General features: G+C 61.9%; 19 protein-coding genes. 9 read left to right on the top strand and 10 right to left on the bottom strand.

The window, feature by feature from the left end; translation table 11 throughout:
- Positions 1–35 precede the first annotated feature (35 nt).
- From ASE00_RS17965 to ASE00_RS23765, 3 genes are all read right to left on the bottom strand, one after another.
- On the bottom strand, positions 36–794 hold the full coding sequence (locus ASE00_RS17965) for a DJ-1/PfpI family protein (protein ID WP_056382886.1): 759 nt from the start codon (positions 792–794) through the stop codon (positions 36–38).
- Between the two features lie 42 nt (positions 795–836).
- Positions 837–2,456, bottom strand: coding sequence for a tannase/feruloyl esterase family alpha/beta hydrolase (locus ASE00_RS17960; protein ID WP_200957965.1), 1,620 nt, complete (start codon positions 2,454–2,456; stop codon positions 837–839).
- A gap of 164 nt (positions 2,457–2,620) precedes the next feature.
- Positions 2,621–2,842, bottom strand: a complete 222-nt coding sequence (locus ASE00_RS23765) for a hypothetical protein (protein ID WP_162256497.1) — start codon at positions 2,840–2,842, stop codon at positions 2,621–2,623.
- 15 nt (positions 2,843–2,857) lie between these two features.
- On the opposite strand from ASE00_RS23765, the gene ASE00_RS17955 reads away from it, so the two are divergent.
- From ASE00_RS17955 to ASE00_RS17940, 4 genes are all read left to right on the top strand, one after another.
- Positions 2,858–5,125: a TonB-dependent receptor gene (locus ASE00_RS17955; RefSeq protein ID WP_162256496.1), complete on the top strand. Its 2,268-nt coding sequence runs from the start codon at positions 2,858–2,860 to the stop codon at positions 5,123–5,125.
- 84 nt (positions 5,126–5,209) lie between these two features.
- On the top strand, positions 5,210–6,394 hold the full coding sequence (gene argE / locus ASE00_RS17950; protein ID WP_235538731.1) for an acetylornithine deacetylase: 1,185 nt from the start codon (positions 5,210–5,212) through the stop codon (positions 6,392–6,394).
- 26 nt (positions 6,395–6,420) lie between these two features.
- Positions 6,421–7,662 (top strand): MFS transporter, encoded by a 1,242-nt coding sequence (locus tag ASE00_RS17945; RefSeq protein ID WP_162256495.1) that lies wholly within the window; start codon positions 6,421–6,423, stop codon positions 7,660–7,662.
- Positions 7,663–7,715: 53 nt separating this feature from the next.
- Positions 7,716–8,645, top strand: a complete 930-nt coding sequence (locus ASE00_RS17940) for a LysR family transcriptional regulator (RefSeq protein WP_082594830.1) — start codon at positions 7,716–7,718, stop codon at positions 8,643–8,645.
- 35 nt (positions 8,646–8,680) lie between these two features.
- Here ASE00_RS17940 and ASE00_RS17935 read toward each other — a convergent pair whose 3' ends face one another.
- From ASE00_RS17935 to ASE00_RS17925, 3 genes are read right to left on the bottom strand one after another with little or no spacing between them, the layout of a single operon-like run.
- Entirely contained in the window at positions 8,681–9,562 is an 882-nt protein-coding gene (locus ASE00_RS17935) for a VOC family protein (RefSeq protein ID WP_200957964.1), read from the bottom strand.
- A 51-nt stretch (positions 9,563–9,613) separates the two neighbouring features.
- Positions 9,614–10,717, bottom strand: coding sequence for an o-succinylbenzoate synthase (gene menC, locus ASE00_RS17930; RefSeq protein WP_056382875.1), 1,104 nt, complete (start codon positions 10,715–10,717; stop codon positions 9,614–9,616).
- Positions 10,707–12,044, bottom strand: coding sequence for an MFS transporter (locus ASE00_RS17925; protein ID WP_056382874.1), 1,338 nt, complete (start codon positions 12,042–12,044; stop codon positions 10,707–10,709). Before ASE00_RS17925 ends, menC begins: the two co-directional genes overlap by 11 nt.
- A 364-nt stretch (positions 12,045–12,408) precedes the next feature.
- Here ASE00_RS17925 and ASE00_RS17920 point away from each other — a divergent pair, with 364 nt between their 5' ends.
- Positions 12,409–13,176 (top strand): DJ-1/PfpI family protein, encoded by a 768-nt coding sequence (locus tag ASE00_RS17920; protein WP_056382872.1) that lies wholly within the window; start codon positions 12,409–12,411, stop codon positions 13,174–13,176.
- 83 nt (positions 13,177–13,259) lie between these two features.
- Here the strand turns inward: ASE00_RS17920 and glyA are convergent, their stop codons facing one another.
- The 4 genes from glyA to ASE00_RS17900 form a co-directional block, all read right to left on the bottom strand.
- Positions 13,260–14,528, bottom strand: coding sequence for a serine hydroxymethyltransferase (gene glyA / locus ASE00_RS17915; RefSeq protein ID WP_056383364.1), 1,269 nt, complete (start codon positions 14,526–14,528; stop codon positions 13,260–13,262).
- Positions 14,529–14,621: 93 nt separating this feature from the next.
- Complete coding sequence (gene tdh, locus ASE00_RS17910) at positions 14,622–15,647, bottom strand: L-threonine 3-dehydrogenase (RefSeq protein WP_082594852.1); 1,026 nt, start codon at positions 15,645–15,647, stop codon at positions 14,622–14,624.
- A gap of 50 nt (positions 15,648–15,697) precedes the next feature.
- Entirely contained in the window at positions 15,698–16,894 is a 1,197-nt protein-coding gene (locus ASE00_RS17905; RefSeq protein ID WP_056382868.1) for a glycine C-acetyltransferase, read from the bottom strand.
- 69 nt (positions 16,895–16,963) lie between these two features.
- Positions 16,964–17,527, bottom strand: a complete 564-nt coding sequence (locus ASE00_RS17900) for a helix-turn-helix domain-containing protein (protein WP_056382866.1) — start codon at positions 17,525–17,527, stop codon at positions 16,964–16,966.
- A gap of 541 nt (positions 17,528–18,068) precedes the next feature.
- Between ASE00_RS17900 and ASE00_RS17895 the strand changes: the two genes are divergently transcribed.
- The 4 genes from ASE00_RS17895 to ASE00_RS17880 all read left to right on the top strand — a co-directional run bounded on the left by ASE00_RS17895 (position 18,069) and on the right by ASE00_RS17880 (position 22,364).
- Positions 18,069–19,088 carry an NADP-dependent oxidoreductase gene (locus tag ASE00_RS17895; protein WP_056382864.1) on the top strand — a complete coding sequence of 340 codons (1,020 nt, stop codon included), beginning with the start codon at positions 18,069–18,071 and terminating at the stop codon, positions 19,086–19,088.
- A gap of 121 nt (positions 19,089–19,209) precedes the next feature.
- Positions 19,210–19,989 carry an SDR family NAD(P)-dependent oxidoreductase gene (locus ASE00_RS17890; protein WP_056382862.1) on the top strand — a complete coding sequence of 260 codons (780 nt, stop codon included), beginning with the start codon at positions 19,210–19,212 and terminating at the stop codon, positions 19,987–19,989.
- A gap of 64 nt (positions 19,990–20,053) precedes the next feature.
- Positions 20,054–21,259 carry an acyl-CoA dehydrogenase family protein gene (locus ASE00_RS17885; RefSeq protein ID WP_056382859.1) on the top strand — a complete coding sequence of 402 codons (1,206 nt, stop codon included), beginning with the start codon at positions 20,054–20,056 and terminating at the stop codon, positions 21,257–21,259.
- Between the two features lie 79 nt (positions 21,260–21,338).
- Positions 21,339–22,364: a dihydrodipicolinate synthase family protein gene (locus ASE00_RS17880; RefSeq protein WP_056382857.1), complete on the top strand. Its 1,026-nt coding sequence runs from the start codon at positions 21,339–21,341 to the stop codon at positions 22,362–22,364.
- The last annotated feature ends 34 nt before the right edge of the window (positions 22,365–22,398 follow it).

The raw sequence follows: 22,398 nt of genomic DNA, 5'->3' as shown, positions 1-22,398 counted from the left end.
CAGGACCGTAAGTCTCCCGTTCGACCTGGCCAATCCTAGGGCTTTTCGTTGACGGCAAACGGGTCGTTGGAAGGATCGTCGTTCCAGACATATTCGGTGAAATGCGCGGTATGTTCGGCCAGCTCGCGCCCGTAGAGCGTCTCGACCAGGGCGAGCGCCATGTCGGTGCCTGCCGATACGCCCGACGAGCTGATATATTTTCCGTCGATCACCCAGCGCGCATGTGTCTGCCACGACACCTTATCCGATTGGCTGGCCGCCCATCGGAACGCCAATTTATTGGATGTAGCCTTGCGGCCATCGAGGATGCCGGCCTTGGCCAGCAGCGCCGAGCCTGTGCAGACCGACGTCGTCCATTCGGTCCCGTGATCCTGCTTCCGCAGGAAAGCCAGCAGCTCGGGATTGTTGACCTCGGTTCGCGTGCCCGCGCCGCCCGGGACCATCAATATGTCGAACTGAGGCGCGTTCGCGAATGATAGCGGGGCGATGGTCTCGATGCCCTGGGCGGATTTGACGGGCCCGCCATGTTGCGAAACCATCACCATCTCATAATCGGGAAGGCGGCCCCACATCTCCACCGGACCAAAAACGTCGAGGGTTTCGAACCCATCGAAAAGAACGATTCCGATCTTTTTCGGCTTGTGGGACGGCTGGGGTGCGAGCGACACCTGATTCTCCACATGCTGGGCAGCAACGGGTGACGAGGGCGGGGCAGCGGACAACGCCATGGAACCGCTGATCGCGAGGAGGGCGATACCCAGCTTGCGAAGATATCCGAAAACGACGCGCTTCATTTCCTATCCCTCCCAGCCGACGCGATCGACGGTCCGCCCCCCTCAGCGCTTCGCCATCTGCGCAGGCAATGTGCAAACATAGCTTGCCGCCGACCGGGCCGCGGTGGAGTTGCCGGCCGGCCCGACATAGCGTGGGTAGCGCGGATATTGGCACAAAGGACGGCTGAACATCACCGAGCCGTTCGTATCGCGTTTGACCGCCGTCAGCACATTCGGCGCGGTACCTCTGGTCGACCAGTTGTCCAACGCGGTCAACAGATCGGCTTCGTCCGCGCCTGCTCCACCCGCGCAATGGTTCACGCCAGGCGCGACGTAAAGTCGCGTGGAACTATTGGCCTTGGCCGAACCAACCGCGCGTCGCATCTTGGTGAAATAGTCGATGGTCGCATTGACGCTGAGACCGGCGTCGGCACCGCCGTGCCAGAAGATCGCCTTGCCCCCCCTGTTGAGGAAAGGACGGATGTCGGCCTGGGTCGCATCGTTGAGCTGCGCCATCCGGTCGAGCGCCGCACGATTCTTGTCATATGGTGCATAGGTCAGCGAATCGACCTTCGGGTCGCCGGCGATGTAATATTTTACCACGCTGTCTGAAATGCCGTACTGCACCGATTTCCGGACGTCGCCATTGCCCGCGGCCCAGAGGCGGAAGTTCATCTCATCATCTTCGTTGCCGGTCAGGTTGTAGCCCTGGCTGGTATAAGCTCCGCCGGCGAAGCTCACATCCTTGGTCCAGGCATCGATGACCGCGAGCTGCTGATCGGAGAAGCAGCTATTGCCGCTATCCTTTCCGCCGGCACAACGCATCGCCGCGATATTCAATTTCTTCGCGGTGCAGGCGGCCGGGTTGGACACAACGCCATCGGAAATGCCGTCGAGAGCGTCGCAAACCTTCCGGACATGGCCCGCCAGAAGAGCCGACTTCGCCGGCGAGAAGCTCGCGCCGGGCATGTTGAGAGTCTTGGCCACCAGATTGAACTGGCCGAACAGACCGACGAGATTATGGGCCGGCGCACGCACGATGACGCCGTCGAACAGATCCGGATTGCGTTGCACCGCAACCAAAGCTTCGCGGCCGCCCGTCGAACAACCTTCGAAATAGCGCCGGACCGGCTGCTTGTCATAGGCGGCCTTCAAGATCTTCATGGCCATCGCGGTCACCGTCGGCACGGACTTGCTGCCGAAAAGTTCGGCCGCATGGTCATTGCCTTCGATGAAAGCGGCGGACGCCTCTTCGCCCTGATGGCCCGAATCGCTGGCCGCCACGGCATATCCCTGAAGCAGCGGCGCAATGGGGACGCGGCGGATCGCTCCGTTGAAGCCGCCACCGCCACTATAATAGAATTTGCCGTTCCAGTCGGCGGGAAGGCGAAGTTCGAAGTTCAGCGCAGGTGCGATCAGTCCGGTGATCTGGCAATAAGCGGGAGTGGCACCACTTTGCGCGATCAAAGCGGTGTTGAGCGTGGTGCCATCGACGGTCTTGCCGGACAGGCGCGTACAGGCCTGCTCCGCGGTGATCGACGTGGCTTTGTCGCTGGTTGGTGCGGCGCCTTGCGTCGCAGCGTTGGTGGCAGTCGATCCGGAAAACACGGCGATCGAAAGGCCCGCCGCAAAACAAACGCCGCCCGCCCCCATCAGCGCCGCGCGACCATTTTTACCCAACATTCCACTCCCTCCATGTGCCCTGCCTTCGGCACATGATGGACTTTGGATTTCCTTGCTGCGACCTGCATTATTGCAAGGTGCCTTCGTCATGCCGCATAGTCGGCATCCGGCAAATAGCGCACGCGCGCGGAAGCTGAATACATGCGGCTAAGGATATTTTGCGCTTATGAGCGAAATATGCGGTTCCGCCAGGCGCGGCTTTCACTATGGGCGCGTGCATCGTCGGCTGGCGCATGCTCCTCATTGGCGCCGACGCCAATTGGCGGCGCGTACATTTCAGCAAATGCACCCTGCGAAAATGCAGATTTACCGATAGGCGCATTCGAAGTCAGTTTCATGACGCCTGGCAAAGCCCGATAATTCGGCAAGCGCTCGGGAAAGCTCATTTGGGGGGAAATCTAATGAACGCTATTTCCGCAATCTGTCGTCCCCGCGTATCCGACCTCAAAAATCGTCGCTTATTACTGCTCGCGACGACCATCTTTGCGTCGTCGATCGCGACATGTCCGACCATGGCGCAGAAGGTGCAGCCAAATACCGTCATCGGCGATGAGATCGTCGTAACTGCACAGAAGCGTGAAGAGCCGCTGCAGAAGGTTCCGATCAACGTGTCGGTTCTCGACGGCAAGTTGCTCGACAAGCAGTCCGCCGGCGGCGTTCTGGAGGCACTTCAGACCACGCCCAGCGTATCAGGTCAGACGAGCGATCTTGGCGGCGTGACCCAGATTTCGATCCGTGGCGTCTCGCCTGCCGTTCCGTTCGGTCTCACATCGAGCACCACAGGCTATTATATCGACGGCGTTCCCTTTGCCTTGGGCCGGTCCGCGGGCGTCCCGAATGCCGGGGACTTCGACTTGTCGCGTATCGAGGTGCTGCGCGGGCCTCAGGGAACGCTCTATGGCGCATCGGCCCTCAACGGCGTGGTGAATATCGTAACCAGTCAAGCCGATCCGTCGAAATTCGAGGCAAAGGCCCGGGTTGGCACGGCGACGACCGAAGGCGGTGGGATAAGCTATCAGGGTGATGCCGCCATCAACGTGCCGCTGGTCCAGGACGTGCTGGCCATCCGCCTCGTCGGCGGCTTCAATCACGACGCTGGCTGGATCGACCAGCCGCTTCAGAGCAAGCGCAATGCGAATTACACCGACAATGGTTATATCCGCGCCAAGCTGGCTTATCATCCGACAGAGGATCTGAAGATCGATCTGGGCGCATGGCTTTCCTCGATCAAGGAAGGCGCTCCGTCCTTCGGCAAGAACGGGGTTCAGCAGCTTGCTCCCAGGCCGATCCCGTCGAAAGTTCGCTTCGGCGCTTATAACGCCAAGATTGCTTACGACCTGCCGTTCGCGTCGATTTCCAGTTCCACAAGCCTTCTGAGATTCAAGCAGACCGTGTTTACCCACACGGACAATGCGCTGATCTTCATTCAGGCGGATCCTGATAACGGGCGCCTTTTCAGCCGATTGCCCGCTCGCGTGTTTACCGAGGAATTCCTGGTCAACTCCTCGAACAGCACGAATTTGCGGTGGCAGGTCGGCGCCTTCTATCGTGACGCGCAGAACGATACCTACCAGACCCTGCCCTTGGCGTTCGGCGCCGGAAACAACACGTCGTTCCGCGACACGTCGAAATCCTACGCGGTGTTCGGGCAGGCCACCTATGCTTTTGCCGACGACCATTTCGAGCTGACGGGCGGCTTGCGCTACTTCCATGATAAATATGGAACCCAGACGCGCGTAAATCCGACGAATATCTTGCCGGTGGTCGATGTTAAGAATGTCGCGAAGGCGACGACGCCCCGCGTTGTTCTGGCCTGGCTGCCCGACAAGAATACCAACATCTATGCGACCTATTCGGTCGGTTTCCGCAGCGGCGTGAACCAGCAGCCCTTGTCCATTGCCGTCGATCCGACCTACCCTCCGGCGGGACCCGACAAGCTCCACAATTATGAAGTCGGCGCCAAGGGCAACCTCGGCAGCGGCCTGATCACCTATGATCTGTCCGTGTACTACATCAAGTGGAAGGACGTTCAGCAGGGCGCGACCGTTCAGTTCTGCAACGCGAAGGGCGAATGCGTGCCCGTCGGCGCGGTCATCAACGGTACGTCGGCGAGCGGCGCAGGTTTCGACTTGTCGCTTGGCCTGCACCCGATCCGTGGGCTGAATATCGGAGGCAGCCTCAGCAGCAATGATCTGAAGCTGGATGACGACATCTTGGCCGGGGGCCCCGGCAGTAACACTCCCGCCACCTATTTCGCGGGTAATCGCCTGGCTTTCTCGCCACGCTATACGGCCTCGGCCTATATCAATTATTCCTGGGCGCTCAGTGAAAACATGAATGCCCGCTATGAGATATCGGCGACCTATCGCTCTGCATCGACGCAGATCCTGGCGCCCGGCGATTATGCTGCTCTCAACCTCAGGGAGAAAGATGTCGATTATAAGGAGTGCAACGCCTCAGGCGGGAACATCAACCACTGCTATCGCAGCGGTGCGCCGTTCAGCCTGAACACGCGTCTGGAAATCTCCAATAACCGGCAGCAATCGATCGCGCTCTATGCCACGAACATCACCAACTGGCAGGGAACGACGATCCCCGATTTCTCCTATAGCACGCAGTTCCGCACACGGCCGCGGACCTTCGGCATCCAGCTAGCCTCGAATTTCTGACGCTGGACAATGTTGTGGGCGGGCGCCTGATCATAGGCTCCGCCCACAACAACTTTACCATATTCGATGATTAAGGGCTCAAACGTGACAGACGACGTTAGTGCACCCGAGGCGTCTGCACGCGCCATTGAAATATTGGCTGACTTGATTGCCTTTGACACGGTTTCGAGCAACAGTAACCTTGCGTTGATCCGCTATATTGAAACGCTCCTGAATGAGCGGGGGATTTCAGCTGAGATCCTGCTGGACGACACAGGGGAAAAGGCAAATCTGTTCGCGATGACAGGCCCGGCAAAGCCGGACGGCGTCATCCTTTCGGGGCATACCGACGTCGTTCCGACCGCAGACCAGCCGTGGACCACTGATCCCTTCTCCCTGACGCGTCATGAAGACAAACTTTATGGCCGCGGAACGGCAGACATGAAATCGTTCATCGCCTGCGTGCTGGCGGCGCTGGAATATGCCGACCTCGATTTGCTGGCACGGCCGATCTATCTGGCGTTCAGCTATGACGAGGAGATCGGCTGTCTCGGCGCGCCACGTCTGATCGAGCGGCTCGTTTCCAAAGTGGAGGCGCCGGCGGTGGCGATCATCGGCGAACCGTCACGGATGCGGATCGTCGGAAGCCATAAGAGCATGCATTTGTTCAATGTTGGCGTAACGGGTGTTGCCGCCCATTCCAGCGCCGTGCATCAGGGGGTTTCCGCCAACGCGCTGGCGATCCGGCTGATGGGTGTGCTCATGAATATTGCCGACACGCTGGCAAAGGATGGTCCGCAGGATGCGGCGTTCGAGCCACCTTTCACGACATTGACCGTCGGGACGATGAAAGGGGGGACGGCCGCAAACATCCTCGCCACCGAAGCCGACTTCGTGTTCGATCTGCGCTGTTTGCCCGGCGAGTCACCCGACGAGATTCTGCGCCCCTTCCAAGCCGAGGTGGAGGCGCTGCGCAAGGCGTATCCCACAGCAACCATCGTCGTGAAGGCGGGGGCTTCAGTCCCGCCACTGTCGTTCATCCGCGCAGGGGAAGCCGAGCGGATGGTGCGTGCCGCCAATGGCGACAATGGCGGAATGTTGACGGCGTCCTATGGTGCGGAAGCCGGACAGTTTCAGGCGGCGGGGTTCCCCACCGTTATTTGTGGACCTGGATCGATGGATCAGGGACACCAGCCGGACGAGTTCGTGGAGATTTCCGAAATTGAGAAATGCATGCGCTTTCTGGACAGGCTGTTCGCGCTGATGCGTCAGCCCGCGACTGTCGCATGAATTCGCGCTCGCGGCGAAATCGTAATGTGGCCGCGGCCATTCTCGGCAATGCCGTGGAGTGGTTCGACATTCTGGTTTACGCCTATTTCGTAAAGGCGATCGCCGCGAACTTCTTTCCCGCATCGGACAACGCCAGTTCGTTGCTCCTCGCCTATGGCACATTTGGCTTGTCGTTCGTGGCACGTCCGCTCGGCGCCATCGTCCTCGGCAGGATCGCTGATCGCGTGGGGCGCCGTACTGCGCTCGTCTATGCCAGCGCGCTGATGTTCCTCGGCACGGCCATCATCGCCCTGCTCCCCTCTTTTGAAACGATCGGCATGATCGCCCCGATCATGTTGCTCGTCGCGCGCCTGATGCAGGGTTTTTCGGTAGGCGGTGAATTCGGCAGCGCCGCCGCCTATCTGGCCGAACAGTCGGAAGGCCGCCGGGCGCTTTATTCGAGCTTGCAGTTCGCCAGCCAGGGGCTCGGCATGTTGTCGGCCGCGCTGGTCGGCCTGACGCTAAGCTCGCTCATGTCGGATGCCGAGTTCGTCGAATGGGGCTGGCGCGTGCCGTTCGTGATCGGCGCGATGCTGGGCCCCATCGTCTACATCATCCGGCGCAACGCCGACGAGACCAGCGAATTCCTGGCCGCTGAAGCGGAGTCGTCGACGAAGGAACATTTCAGGCTAGCGCCGTTTCTCGGGCGATGCGCCATGGGCGCCGGCGCTGTGCTGGCATGCACGGTGACGATCTACTTTCTCGTCTATGTGCCGACCTTCGCCCAAACTTCGCTCGGCGCAGGGCCCGCAATCGCCTATACGACAGCGGTGATTTCGGGGGGCACGTTGCTGGTCGTAGCCCCCATCGCGGGGATGATCGCCGATCGCATCGGCGCGCTACGCCACGGTATCCTGGCCGCGGCTGCCGTGATCCTGATAACCTACCCGGTCTTCGCGCTGATGATCGCCAGCCCTGACGAGAGCACGATCCTGCTTTGTCAGCTCGCCCTGTCGATTGCCACGGCGATGTATGTCGGGCCTTTGCCCGCGATCCTGGCGGAGCTTTTCGATACGCGTAACCGGTCTCTGGGTCTCGCCATCTCCTATAATGTGGCGGTCACCACCGGCGGCGGCTTCGCGCAAATGATCTTCGTTTTATTGATCACCATGACCGGATCGATCCACGCGCCCAGCTATTATGTCGTGTTTGCCGGCGCGGTCAGCCTCGCGTCGCTCCTGCTGTGTCGCCGTATGAACGCGCTTGATCGCGGGATGGCTCGAGTTTAGCCTAGCTGCCTCAGGGCGAGAAGGGCCAGTCATTGCGGATGGACACGTAGCTGGTGGCAGACGATCGGAGACCTCCACTCCCGTCTGAATACGGGATCAAGGCGTGGGACGATCTTCGGCTTTTCCTGGCCGTCGTGCGCGGCGGGCACTTCCAGGGGGCGGCCCGTATCCTAAGGACCAACCAAACCACGGTTGCACGCCGGTTTAGAAGAATGGAAGAGACGCTCGGCACCAAATTGCTCGAGCGGTTCGGTCAAGAGTTTCGGTTGACGAGTCCGGGCTCCGAAATTTTCGAACGCGCCGTCGCGGTCGAACAATTGACGCAGGAAATAAACGATCGCGTTCGCGCCCTCGATGTCCGCCCCAGCGGTACCGTCAAACTCTCCGTGACCGAAGGTCTCGCGAACCTGTGGCTGACCACCCGCCTGGCAGAATTTTGCCGGGACAACCCCGACATCAATCTGGAAATCATCCCGAGCCACGGCGAATATGATCTGCTGACCAGCGGCATCGATGTCGCAATCGGATGGCACCGCCCCACCGAACCGCGCCTGGTGGGAAGCCGGATGGGCTTTGTCAGCTTTCGGTTGTTCGCCAGCGAGGAATATGTCGCGACCTATGGGATGCTGAGCGATATCGAGGAGATCGGACGCCACCATTTTCTGCAATATGACACGCATGTCATCCAGCGCTGGAGTGCTTCGCTGATGGAGGCGGTGCAGGCGATGGATCTCATCAAACTGCGCACCAGTTCGATCTCGGTTTACGTGATCGCGGTGCGCGCGGGCATCGGCATCGGCCTTCTGCCGTCCTTCTATCGCCACCATTATTCCGATCTGGTCGAGATGCCGATGGAACTCGCCGATCGCGGCGAGCTTTGGGTCGTTTCGCATGAGGAAACCAACAGCTCCCGCCGCACCCGCATGCTGCTCGATTTTCTCAACACCGACTTCCGCAAGAATGGGCGATATCTTTTCGGATGACCTTTGCCCGCTTCAGGCAGTGAAGCCTGGGCCAGTCAGCGATCCGCTGCTTTGCGCCGGAAGCGGAGCTCGGTCCCGAAGTTCCTTTCCGCCGGCAGGCACACGCCATCCTCGATCGCGTCATAGGCTATGCCCTCGGCGTTGAGGCGGGCAACGAAGCTAGCGATATCCGGCATTTCGATCGAGACTGCGTGATGGCGCGGAATGGCGCCCCGAACGGCATCCGCGGCCACGCGCAAGCAGCCATTGCCCAGTTGGAAGTGCAACTCGCGCGCCTCGCGCGCGGCCGGCCTTCCCGTGAAATCGGACAAAAAAGCCGCATGGATCGACGGGTCAGGCACCGCCATCTCGACGGACAGGATCGATCGGCCACCATTGGAGTGCCGCTGGAAGGCGGGATTCCAAAAGTTTCTCGGAAAATGATGCTGGCATACGAAAAATGCCGCGAGTGGGGCATTCGCGTTCGTAGCGAAGGCGAGCGTGAACGCTACAAGCGCTGCGCTGCCATCGGGACGGCGTCCCATGCGTTCGAAGTAGAAGGGGTCGAAGCTGCCGATTCCGGCTCGGTCGAAGCGTCCTGCATCGGCGATGGCGTCGTCACTGGTCAGCACCAGCATCGCGATACCCTCGCGCTGGCCAAGATAATCGCGCACGAAGGCGCCGAAACTGAATTGCCCTGCGCCATGCGGCGGGATTTTCGACGGGTCGGACCCAATTGTGATGAGCTCGATGAAGGAACCGTCGAACTGAATAAGCCGGTTCTCCGTTCCCCAGGGATGGCGATTGCGTGCACCGATCTGAAAGCCCAGTCGTTCGAAAAAGCTGGCCGCGGCCTCCAGGTCGCGGACTGCCAGCACGATATGGTCAAGATTACGAAGCCTGGATTCCACTATTTGCTCCATCTCGAGCGGAGGCATGCGCCACCCACTCACATCCTAATCGATTTCAGTCGAACCGGGTGACGACCGTCAAATGCTCGCCTGCGACAGCGTGCGTGCCGCAAGGCGTGCCGGGTCGGGGCGGACGCCGATGCCGGGCAGCGACGATGGCTCGACCGTGCCCGGGGCCGAAAGTCCAATCTCCGGGCTGCCGATATCCTCGGCGTAGAGGACACCCGCCGTGAACATATCGGCGGGATAGGTAAATCCCGGAAGGGTACCGAGCGCCAGGCACTGCGATGCGCCGATAGCCGATTCCAGCATGCTGCCGACCCAGCACGGGATGGATTTATCCTGGCACAGATCATGGATCGCAATCGCGTTGCTCATGCCGCCGACGCGCCCGGGCTTTATGTTCACGTACCGGCATGCGCCGATTTCGATCGCCTTGCGCGCCTTGCTCGTGCCGGTGATGCTTTCGTCGAGGCAGATCGGCGTTTGCAGAGCGCTTTGAAGCTGGGCGTGATCGAGCAGATCGTCGTGGGCGAGGGGTTGCTCGATCATCTCGAGGCCCAGTTCGTCCAGCGCTTCGAACAGCCTTCGATCATCCAGACGATAGCCACCGTTGCAGTCGACATGCATGGTGAGCGAGGGAAATTCGCGCCGCACCGCCTGCACGACCGCGAGATCCCAACCCTCGCGGATCTTCAGCTTCACGCGCGGGAAACCAGCGGCGACCGCTCCCGCCACGCTCGTCACGAGCTGCTGTATCGAATCGCAAATGCCAAAATCGGCGCCTACGCTGATCGGGGCGCTGCTCCCGCCGAGATGCGTGCACAGGGGGCGTCCTGCCTGCCGGGCGGACAAATCCCACCAAGCCATGTCAAGGCCCGCCTTGGCGAAGGGATTGCCTTTGACCCAGTCCAGCAGCGCGCCGAGCTCCTGGCCGGTCCGTATATCCTTTCCGATCAGGCAGGGAGCGAGCCAGCTTTTCATGGTGTGGAAGACGCCCGCGGCATATTCGGGACTGTAGGTGGGGGTCGCAAGCGGCCCTGCCTCCCCCCAGCCGACCTCACCTTGCGCGTGCATTGCCACCAGCACAGACTCGATGACATGATCTTCGCCATAGGCCGTCCGCCACGGTGAAATCAGCGGCATCGCGACATGGAAGAGTTCGATCTTTTCAATCCGCATCGACCGTCGCCACTTCTTGTGAATCGGGATGGGTAGTCCGTGCGCTGGGCGGCTTCGGCATCATGAGGGCGAGCAACCCTGCGACGACAAGCAGCGCCGCCATGAAATATATGCCGAGGGTGAGGCTGTGCGTGGCGTCCTTCAGCCATCCGACGAATGGCGGGCTGACGGCACCGCCCAGGTTTCCGAGCGAATTGACCAGGCCGATGGCCGCCGCAGCAGCCCCGCCACGGCCGAGATTCAACAAGGTCCATTGCAGGGGCAGGGCGCTGACGATGCCGGCCGAAGCGATCGAGAGACAGAGAAGCGAGAGCAGGACGTTCGAGCCGAACAACACGCTGCCCGCCAATCCGCCGGCCGCGACGAAGGCCGCGGTGGCGACGTGCCACCGACGCTCATTCCGGCGATCGGAGCTCGTCGAGAGAAAATACATGGTCGGCAGCGCCAGCAGATTTGGGAAAACGCTCAGCCAGCCGATCTGCGTGTTCGTCAGCGTACCGCTCTCCTTCAAAAGGGTCGGCATCCAGAAGCTGATCGCGTAGAGCCCGCACAACAGGCAGAAAAGCACCATGCCCAATTGCCATGCGCGCCCGTCGCGCAACGCGGCGAGAGGCGAGACCACGGTTGCAGCGTGGGCGCTTTCGAGATTTCGAGAAAGGAGGTTCTTTTGCTCCGGGCTCAGCCAGCGGGCCGAGGCGATGTCGCTGGTCAATAGCCGCATCACAACGAAACCGACCAAAACGGCGGGAAGCGCCTCGATCACGAACAGCCATTGCCAGCCATCGAACTGCCCGACGTTATGGAAGCGGTCTATGATCCAGCCCGATAAGGGACCGCCAAAAATCCCCGCGATCGGAATCGCCGACTGGAACAGCGACGTCATGCGCGCGCGGCGTTGGTTGGGAAACCACTGGGTGAGATACAGGATGACGCCCGGATAGAAGCCGGCCTCGGCGACACCCAGAAGAAAGCGGAGCACCCAGAACTCAACCGGAGTCGTTACGAACGCAGTGAGGCCGGAGAGAACACCCCAGACGACGAGCGTCCCGGCGATCCAGCGGCGCGCGCCGATCCGGTGCAGCAGAAGATTGCTGGGCAATCCGAACAGGATATAGCCGATGAAGAAGATGCCGGCGCCGATGCCGTAGGCGGTTTCCGATAGGCCGAGGTCGCCGATCATCTGCAACTTGGCAAAGCCGACATTGACCCGATCGAGATAGGCCAGCGTATAGCATAGCATCAGGAGCGGAAGCAGCCGCCAGGTGACGAGGCGGTAGGTGGCCGCTTCGAATCCTTCTTCGCGGCGCGCGGAATATATGCGGGTCATGGCGTCTGGGGCGACATCAGGCGCTGGCGCGCGCGCCTGGGCGGCCCCAGGCCCAAAGCGGCAATCGAGCGGGCGACTTGCCCCAGGATGACGTCATCGTCACGAATATCCCTCCCGTTGCGTGCGCTCCCCTGGCGACGCCTTCAATGTGTCACATGACAAGCCCGCGGTCGCGACCTGCATTATTGCAAGGAGCAGTTGCTGTGCCGCACTTGGCTGACGCAGCTGCGGGGGGACGAAAATGGGATGCGTCCCTGCAATAATGCTGATCGCCCTTCTGCCGATGTGCGTTCATATCAGGCGGACGCGAGCGCCCGTCGGCACAGCCATGACGGGTGAAGTCGACGCAATGTGAGGAGCCGTCATGACGATGACCCGCAGGGAAGTGGCCGCCGGCGCTATGGCCCTGGCAGCGATGTCCGCCACGCAAGCGAAAGCCGCCCCAGCGCCGGGCGGCGGCGAGAAGATCGCGATGATCCTCTACCCGGGCATGACCGCGCTCGATCTGGTCGGGCCGCATTATGCGCTGGCAAGCATGCCGGGCGCCAACGTCCAGCTCGCGGCTGCCAAACCGGGCAAGATCGTGTGCGATCGCGGGATGAGCCTGTTCGCGGAGAGCAGCCTGGCCGACGTTCCGGCCGATCTGGACATGCTGTTCCTGCCGGGCGGCGCGCCCGGCACTATCGCCGCCATGCAGGACCCGGCCTTTCTCGCTTTCCTGGCGGATCGCGGCAAGCGCGCCCGGTTCGTGACCAGCGTTTGCACCGGCTCACTGGTGCTCGCCGCGGCCGGCCTTCTGAAGGGATATCAGGCGACCTGCCATTGGGCGTTCCGCGATATTCTGCCGATGCTGGGCGCTACGCCGGTCGCGCAACGCGTGGTGACCGATCGCAACCGCATCACGGCGGGCGGGGTGACCGCAGGCATTGATTTCGGGCTTCGCTTGGTCGCCCAGTTTCGCGGCGAGCGGAGCGCGCGCGCGATCCAGCTGACGGGCGAATATGATCCCGATCCGCCTTTCGCCGGCTCTCCCGACAAGGCTCTGCCCGAAGCGGTCGCCGACGTGCGCGCCTTCACCGCCAAGATGGTGAAAGATGCGAGAGCCGCTGCCCGCTCCGTGCGGGTTGCCTGACGGTCCGCCGCCAACGCTGGGATCGATATCTTAAATGAGGCCCTGCCTACCGGCGCTTCCCTCCCGGGAGGCGCCGGCTTCGTTCATCGATGGACCGGGTACCGATCGCAAAGTTTCGCAACGGCGATGCGTGTTCGGCGCTCGGCCTCGTGCCGGATATCATCGTTTGCGGCGACACCGTCCAGCACGTCGGCGACGAGCTCGCCTATCTCGCTGAACTCCGCCACACCGAACCCGCGGGTGGTGGCTGCGGGGCTACCGAGCCTTATGCCCGAGGTTATGCTGGCAGGGCGAGGGTCGAAGGGTATGCCGTTCTTGTTGCAGGTGAGACCTGCACGCTCCAGGCTTTCCTCGGCATCCTTGCCGCTCAACCCCTGGCGCCGGAGGTCGACCAATATGAGATGGGTGTCGGTGCCGCCCGTGACCAGCTCATAGCCGCGCGACAGCAACCGGTCACCGAGCGTTCTCGCGTTGTCGATGACTTGCCGGGCATAGGTCTTGAAATCGGCTGACAGGGCTTCCGCGAAAGCCACCGCCTTCGCGGCGATGACGTGCATGAGCGGTCCGCCCTGGAGACCGGGGAAAATCGCAGAATTGATCTTCTTCGCGATCCCCTCGTCATTGGTCAGGATCATGCCGCCTCTGGGACCTCGCAACGTCTTGTGGGTCGTCGTCGTGACGACATGGGCATGCGGAAAGGGACTGGGATGCGCCCCACCTGCGACGAGCCCGGCGAAGTGCGCCATGTCCACCATCAGCAATGCGTCGATCCTATCGGCGATCGATCGGAAACGGGCAAAGTCGATCTGCCGCGGAATGGCCGAGCCGCCCGCGATGATGATGCGGGGCCGCCGTTCGAGCGCGAGCCGTTCGACCTCGTCATAATCGATGCGGCCGTCGTCCGGACGGACGCCATATTGCACCGGCGTGAACCATTTTCCCGAGAGCGTCGGTTTTGCGCCATGGGTGAGGTGGCCGCCCGCGGCAAGCGACATGCCCATGATGACGTCGCCGGGCGAAGCGAGAGCCAGAAGCACGGCGCCATTGGCCTGTGCGCCGGAATGAGGCTGGACGTTGGCGAAGGAGCAGCCGAAAAGCTGCCGGGCGCGTTCGATCGCCAGGCTCTCGACGATGTCGACATGCTCGCATCCGCCATAGTAGCGCCGTCCCGGATATCCCTCGGCATATTTGTTGGTCAGGCAGGACCCTTGCGCCTCCAGCACGGCGGGCGACACGATGTTCTCGCTGGCTATCAGTTCGATCTGATCATTCTGTCGCGCCCGTTCGGCGGCGATGGCCTGGGCGATCTTGGGGTCGATGCGGGTAAGCGTCTTGTCGACAAAGGCGTTCATGGCTGCTCCGTTGAGCATTGGGCTATGGTACGGGTCGCCGTGCGGTTTCGATCGCCGGTTTCGGAGGCTCGGTGCAGTGCTGCCGCGGGCCGACTACCAGTTCAGGATGACTTTCCCGGATTGGCCTGATCGCATCGCGTCAAACCCTGCCTGGAAGTCGGACGCGTCGAACCGATGGGTGATCAGCTGTGTCATATCCAGACCGTTGCGGATCAGCCCGAGCATTTTGCGCCATGTGCCGAACATTTCCCGGCCGTACACGCCGCGGATGGTCAGCGCCTTGAGGATGATGTCCGCCCAGGCGACCTCCATCGCGCCCGCCGGAATGCCGAGCATGGCGAGATTTCCACCCATGACGAGCGCGTCGACGGCCTGGCGTATCGCCGGGGCCGAGCCCGACATTTCGAGAGCAACGCTGAAGCCCTGCTCGATACCCTCCTGCGCCATGACGTCGCGCAGATCTTCGCGGGAAACATCGACGGTCCGCACGTCCGCGATCTTCGCGGCGAGATCGAGCCTGAAGCGGTTGATGTCGGTCAGGACTACCGACCGCGCGCCGGCGCGTCGTGCAACGGCGGCAGCCATGATCCCGATCGGGCCCGCACCCGTGACGAGGACATCCTCACCCATCAGATCAAATTGCTGGGCGGTGTGGACCGCGTTGCCGAAAGGATCCAGCAGCGCGCCGATGTCATCGCTCACATCGTCTGGCAGCGGCACGACATTGAACGCGGGGATCGCGAGGAATTCCGCGAAGGCGCCCTGGCGGTTGACGCCCACCCCGACCGTGTTCGGGTCGAGATGAAAGCGTCCGGCACGCGCGGCGGCGCTATTGATGTCGATGACATGCCCTTCGCCGGATACGCGTTGCCCGAGCCGCAGGTCTCTGGAGACCGCTCCGCCGATCTCGACGATTTCGCCCGAAAATTCGTGGCCGACGATCATCGGGACGGGGATCGTCTTCCGCGCCCAGTCGTCCCAATTATATATGTGCACGTCCGTGCCGCATATCGCGGTTCGCCGTATGCGAATGAGAACGTCGTCGGGACCGCAGGTTGGAATGGCGGCCGTCGTTGACCAGATGCCTTCCCGCGGCTCCAGTTTGGCCAGGCCTTTCATTGTGCCGGTCGCACCAATGTTGGCGGACTTCTCCAAGATCAGCGTCTGCATCAGATGATCCTCAGCTTGCGCCCGACATGTTCGAAGATGTCGGCTGCCTGATGGACCTGTGCGGTGGTCAGCGCCGCGGACATCTGGGTGCGGATGCGCGCCTTTCCGTTCGGCACCACCGGGAAATAGAAACCGGTCGCCAGAACGCCGGCTTCCAACAGTTCAGCCGCCATCTGCTGCGCCAGCTGCGCCTCGCCGAGCATCACGGGGATGATTGCATGCTCGCCGGGAATCAGGTCGAAGCCGACGGCGCGCATGCGGGATCGGAAGGCGGCTGCATTGTTCTGGATGCGGGCGCGGCGTTCGTCCCCGTCGGGCGAACATGCGATCCGGATCGCGGCCAGGCTTGCGCCGCACACTGCAGGGGTGAGCGCGTTGGAAAATAGATATGGCCTCGCCCGCTGACGCAATAGGTCGACAATCGGCTGCGCCGCAACGATGAAGCCGCCCATGGCGCCGCCCAGCGCCTTGCCGAAGGTTCCCGATATGATGTCGATACGCCCGGCAACGCCTTTAAGGGCCGGCGTGCCGCGGCCATCAGGACCGACAAATCCGGTCGCGTGACAATCATCGACCATCGTCAGCGCGCCGTAGCGCTCTGCAAGCTCGACGATCCTATCCAGCTGGGCGATGGTGCCGTCCATCGAGAAGACGCCGTCGGTGACGATCAGGATGGAGCGAACACCCTCGGCACGCGCCTGTTGCAGCACGCGCTCGAGGTCGTTCATATCGTTGGTGGCGAAGCGATATCGTTTCGCCTTGGACAGGCGAACGCCATCTATGATCGATGCGTGGTTCAGCGAGTCGGAAACGATCGCGTCCTGTTCCGACAGCAGCGGCTCGAACACCCCGCCATTGGCGTCGAAGGCCGCAGCGAAAAGGATAGCGTCGTGATAGCCCAGATATTCGGCGATGCTGGCTTCGAGATGCTTGTGGATATCCTGGGTTCCGCAAATGAAGCGGACGGACGCCAGGCCCGCGCCCCATTCCCGCGTCGCGCTGAGCGCGCCGTCGATGACGCGCGGATCGCTTGCCAGCCCGAGATAATTGTTGGCGCAAAGATTCAGGACCTTGCGGCCGCCAATGTCGACGACTCCCCCTTGAGCCGAAGAGATAATTCGCTCCGGCTTCAGAAGGCCTGCGCTTTCCATATCTTTCAGCTCGGCGGATAGCCGATCGTAAAAATGCGAATCCATCCTTCGCCTCCTCGAAAGGGGGAGATACGATATAATGGAATGTTAGTCTAGTATCCCGGATAGGGGAAATTATGTCGTCATCACGAGCAGCGCGCGGGCGCCGTTTTCTCCCCGGGCGTGAATGCTATGAAACACGTCCGCCGGATAGCGCGCCGTCGCCCCTGGGGCGACATCGACGGCCTCTCCACCGAGCCGGACCTGCAGCTCGCCCTCCAATACGGTCAGATGTTCACGGGTTCCCTTGGCATGAGGTGAGGAGACCAGCGAACCCCCCGGCTGGAATATCAGTTCATACCATTCATATTCCTCGGCATGATTTGCCGGGCTGAGAATGCGTAACGTGCAGGACCCGTCCTCGGTCTTTATTTCCGGCGTGAAAGATGCCGAGGCGACTTCGATATGCGGCTTGCGCTCGGTCACCGTGCCGACGATCAGCTCGCCGATGTCGATCTTGAGCGCGGTACAAAGCGCCCATACGGTAGCGAGCGAGGGGTTGGCCTGCCCGCGTTCGATCTGCGAGAGCATCGACCGGGAGACGCCGGAGGCTTTGGCGAGATCATCCAAAGTGAGGGACCGTCCCTTGCGCAGCGCCTGGATTTGAGGGCCGATCTGCGGCGCGCCCGGGTCAGACATGGGGCATGAGCTGCCGACGCGGCCAGTGATAAGCCGGAGAGGCACTCCGCAAGGTGTTCCTGGTCATTCATCGCCGATAGCAACTTAATCGCGCAGGGGAAATGCGCAGCGCCTCCTCGGCCATGACATAAGGGGGCATAGCGGGTCGCCCGAGGTGCCTTTGCCGGCACTGAATTGGATCGCCGCCTTCTGCGCGGTCAAAGTTTTGAAGACGGCCGACGGTCGACCCAATCTCGGCGGGATCGATCTCCGGCGCACATGCGGAGCACCGACCAATCTCCCTATAGCATAGCACCCATCTTGGCTAAGCGATTGACCGTGGCGGGGAGCCGCCAATACATATCGAGGGTGTCCGGAGCCTGATGCGATCATGAGAGATGGCCGCCGGAAGCTACGGCCGTGGTCGCTGATAAAGTTCAAGAGCATGCCTGGTTCCCGATGTCACGACAGGCGAGGTGGCGTTGATTGACAAACGGAGCACTGCTCCGTATATCTTGAGCTTCCGCGAAACGGACCCAATTTTGCCAATTAGGAAAGCGACATGCCTGCCAAAACGATGAAAGCCGCATTGCAAAACGAATTCGGCGGTCCAGAGGTGCTGGTCTACGGCGAAGTGCCGGTTCCCGAACTGGGGGCGGGCGAGGTGCTGGTGCGGGTTCACGCGGTCGGTATCAATCCGCCGGATTGGTATCTGCGCGATGGCTTTAAATCGCTTCCGCCCGAATGGCAGCCTCAGGGCAATTTCCCTCTGATCCTCGGTACGGACCTGTCGGGCGTCATCGAGGCGGTTGCCCCCGACGTCACGGATTTTTCGGTCGGCGATGAAGTCTATTCGATGGTGCGTTTTCCTGAGGGCGTCTTCGGCGAGAGCCGCGCTTCTGCCCAGTATGTGAATGTTCCGGTCACGCATCTTGCGCGAAAGCCGGCTGGTATCGATCATGTGCACGCGGCAGGCGCGCCGATGTCACTGCTCACGGCATGGCAGTTCCTGGTCGAGCTAGGCCACAATGAACCCAATCCGCTGCAGCCGCACGCGCATGAACCCGTTCCGCTTCAGGGCAAGACGGTGCTCGTCAACGGTGCCGCCGGCGGCGTCGGGCATTTCGTGGTGCAAGTCGCCAAGCTAAAGGGTGCGCGCGTCCTTGCGGCAGCATCCGGCAAGCATGAAGCCCTGCTGCGTGAACTGGGTGTGGACGAGTTCTTCGACTATACCAAAACGCCGCCGGAAAGCGTCGTCCGCGATGTCGACCTGGTCGTCGATTGCGTGGGGGGGGCCGCCACCGGCCGCTTCCTCAAGATCATCAAGGACGGCGGTGCATTATTCCCCGTCTATCCAATGGGCTTCGCTGACGCCGAACAGGCGGAGAAGCGCGGGATTGCGGTATCGGCGGCGCAAGTTCGGTCGAGCGGCGCGCAACTGGCGGAGCTGGCTCCGCTGTTGAGCGAAGGCAAGATCCAGGTCGTCATCGACAGCACCTATCCGCTTGCCGATGCCGCGAAGGCGCACGCGCGCGCCGCCGAAGGGCATATCCAGGGTAAGATCGTGCTGACCGTGGACTGACACGAACAAAAAAGGCTGCCGCGCCCCTTGAGGGGCGGCGGCCAAAGCGGGCGATGGCCGAACCGGCGCAGACCGGCAGGCGGTCAAACCGCCCGGCATATGAAGAATAGGGAGCGGGATGATGGACAGAACGGGCTTCGAAAAGGTCGTGCTGGCGGATCGGGTGATCCTGATCACCGGCGGCACCGGCGGCATGGGCAAGGCGACGGCCGTCTTATGCGCGCAGCGCGGTGCAAAAGTGGTCATAGCCGACCTCGACGAACGATCGGGCGGCGACCTGGTCGCGGAAATATCGCGCAATGGGGGCACGGCCGCGTTCTTCCGTGTCGACGTGACGAGCGAGAGCGACGTCAAGGCGATGGTCGATTTTACCGTGTCCACCTTCGGTGGCCTGCATGGCGCGTTCAACAACGCCGGCCTCGAAACCGGCATCGGGCCGCTTCATGAATATCCGCTCGAGAAATGGCAAAAGGGCGTCGCCGTCAATATGACCGGCGTCTTCCTGTGTGTGAAGCATGAGCTGGCCCACATGCTGGCGCATGGCGGCGGTTCGATCGTCAACACCTCTTCGGTCTCGGGGGTCACCGGTTTCCCCGACATGGTCGAATATGTTGCCTCGAAACACGGCGTCGTCGGAATCACCCGGGCGGCCGCTGCTGAAGTGAGCGGCAAGAACATCCGGGTGAATGTGCTGGTCCCCGGCGCCACCGAGACGCCGATGTTCCTGAAGCTAATCGAAGGCAATGACGAGGTCCGCGATTTCGTGGCGGCGAAGCATCCGATCGGCCGCGTCGCCAAGCCGTCTGAGATGGCCGAGGCCGCCGCATGGCTCTTGTCCGATTCGTCCTCGTTCGTGACGGGCGCGTCGATCAACGTCGATGGCGGCTACGCCGCACTGTGAGCGCCGCTCCTTTGGCAGACCGTGATGCGATCGCGCCCCAGAAGATAGCCGTGGGAGTCCTTTAATGCTCGATTTTCGACTTACCGATGAACAGAAGGCGTTCCAGCAGCTCGCGCGCGATTTCGCTCAGAACGAAATCGCACCTGCCGCCCTCCTTCTCGATCAGAAAGCGACCTGGGAAGAGCGCGTTCCGACCGAGCTCCTGCGGATGGGGTCGCAGCTGGGCTTCCGTACCTTCGTGCTGTCCGAGGAAAATGGCGGCGCCGGCATCTCGGACCATCTGACGTCCTGCCTGATCGCGGAAGAACTTGGCGCCGGAGACATCGGCACCGCCTATTATTTCATGCTCACGGCGAGACGCGCGCGCGACTGGATCGACTTGCGGATGACTCCTGAGCAGAAGGCCTATTTTCTGCCCAAATTCCTTGAGGACGACCTTTATCACGCGACGGTCGCGGCGCACGAGCCGGACACGGACCTGTCCTACGACTATCTGCTGGATACGCCGTCCAACGCCAGGTTCCGTACCACGGCCGTGGAGCAGTCCGATGGGTCTTGGATCATCAACGGCGCGAAAAACTACCAGACCATCGGCTATACCGCCAAGCTGCTGATGGTGCTCGCGCACACCGATGCCGGGCCGCAGGCGTTCCTGGTCGAAGGCGATTCCGAAGGGTTGGTGCGCCATCCCATGTCGAAGATCGGCCGCCGCGTCGGCGACAATGCGGAAATATTCTTCGACAATGTCCGCGTGCCGAAGGGACGGATCCTGCCGCCGGGCGAACCGGGCCGCCACGACGTCGGCACCGTCGGCACGATCGCGGCCATGTCGCTGGGGCTGGCGCGCGCGGCCTATGACGAAACGCTCAAATTCGTCCAGGAGCGGTCGACCGGCGGGAAACTGCTCGTGAAGCACCAGGCCACCGGCATGGCGCTCGCCGACATGTCGACGGCGATCGAAGCGGCGCGCCTGCTGATCTGGAAGGCGGCATGGGCCAAGGATCATCCCGAAGCCGTCGAGAACGGCGTCGATCCGCGTCTGATCGAACTTCAGGCGGCGATGAACGTCGGTGAGACGGTGCAGAAAGTGATGGTCCGCGCGATGGAGCTGTTCGGCGGCGCGGGCGTGATCTCCGGAATGCCGATCGAAAAATATGCCCGCGATGCCTGGGTCCAGTTCCATGTCTCATTCCCGACGACGAACCGGCTGCGGATCGCGGAAAGCCTGCTGGGGTTCCGGCGGTCGGTATCGCCGCTCATGCCGCTCTGAGACGGACGACGATTCAAGCGCCCGACGGGAAGGCGGCCTGTGACCCGCCGCTATCCGTCCGGCGCCGAAGGAGGACTTTATGAAGCGATCGAAGCTTGATGCAAAGGATTGGGCTGCCGAGCGTCTGCGCGGCATCTTCGGTGCGGCGCCGGTACCCTATACCGCGGCCGGGCAGGTCGATGAAGCCGGCTTCCTGTCCAATCTCCGCTACTGGCGCGATGTTCTGGGTATCAAAGGGCAATGGGTAGCGGGCTTCCAGAGCGAACAGCTCGGCCTGTCGACCGCTCAGCGCAAGCAGCTCTATGAAATCACCCAGTCGGAGAGCAACGCGAACCATATCGCGATCTGCGCGGTCATGGACGACGTCATCCAGGACGCGCTCGAACTGGCGGTGTTCGCCGACGAGATGGGTGCCGACTGCATCGGCCTGTCCGCTCCCCGGCTGTTCACCGGCATGCTGGGCGCGGCGCCGTCCGAAGACACGGTGTTCAGCTTCTTCGAATATATCTGCGACCGCGTCGACATTCCGGTCATCGTCCTCAACCAGATGGCGATGCAGGGTTATTCGATGACCCCGGCGACCCTGTCGCGCATCGCCAGCCTCCCCAATGTGGTCGCGCTAAAAAATGTCGTCGACGGCATGTATGGCAGCAACGACAAGGGCCATTATGGCGAAACCGTGCGCCTGTGCAGCGACCGGATCGTGGTGTCCGATCCCAATGAAGAAGTGTTCTTCCGCAACTATACCCAGTTTGGCCAGCGCGCCTTCATCTCGTCGGGCGCGCCCATGCTGCTGCAGACCCGGACATGGCAACCGATGAACGACTATGTCCGGCTGGCCGACGAGGGCCGGCTGGAAGAAGCGAGGCAGGTGAACGACTCGCTCGCCCCCGTGCGCGCAGCGTTCCACGACTGCGTGCATCATCTGACCGGCTACAAGTTCAGTTCAGTGTCCAAATATTGGTTCGAGCTGCAGGGGCTGGTGGGCGGCCATGTCGTCTATCCGCAGGAAGAACTGACCGATGACGACAAGGCCTATGTCAAGGCGCGGTTCGACGCATGCGGCATTGCCACGGCGGCGAGCGGCCAGAACGTAGCGGCCTGACCCGCCGGCCCGGCCATATATCTGCGCCGCCCGG

This window comes from Sphingomonas sp. Root710 (genome assembly GCF_001429065.1).
Lineage (GTDB): Bacteria > Pseudomonadota > Alphaproteobacteria > Sphingomonadales > Sphingomonadaceae > Rhizorhabdus.
The sequence above is the reverse complement of the archived record's forward strand: the minus strand, read 5'-3'. Positions and strand labels throughout refer to the sequence as shown.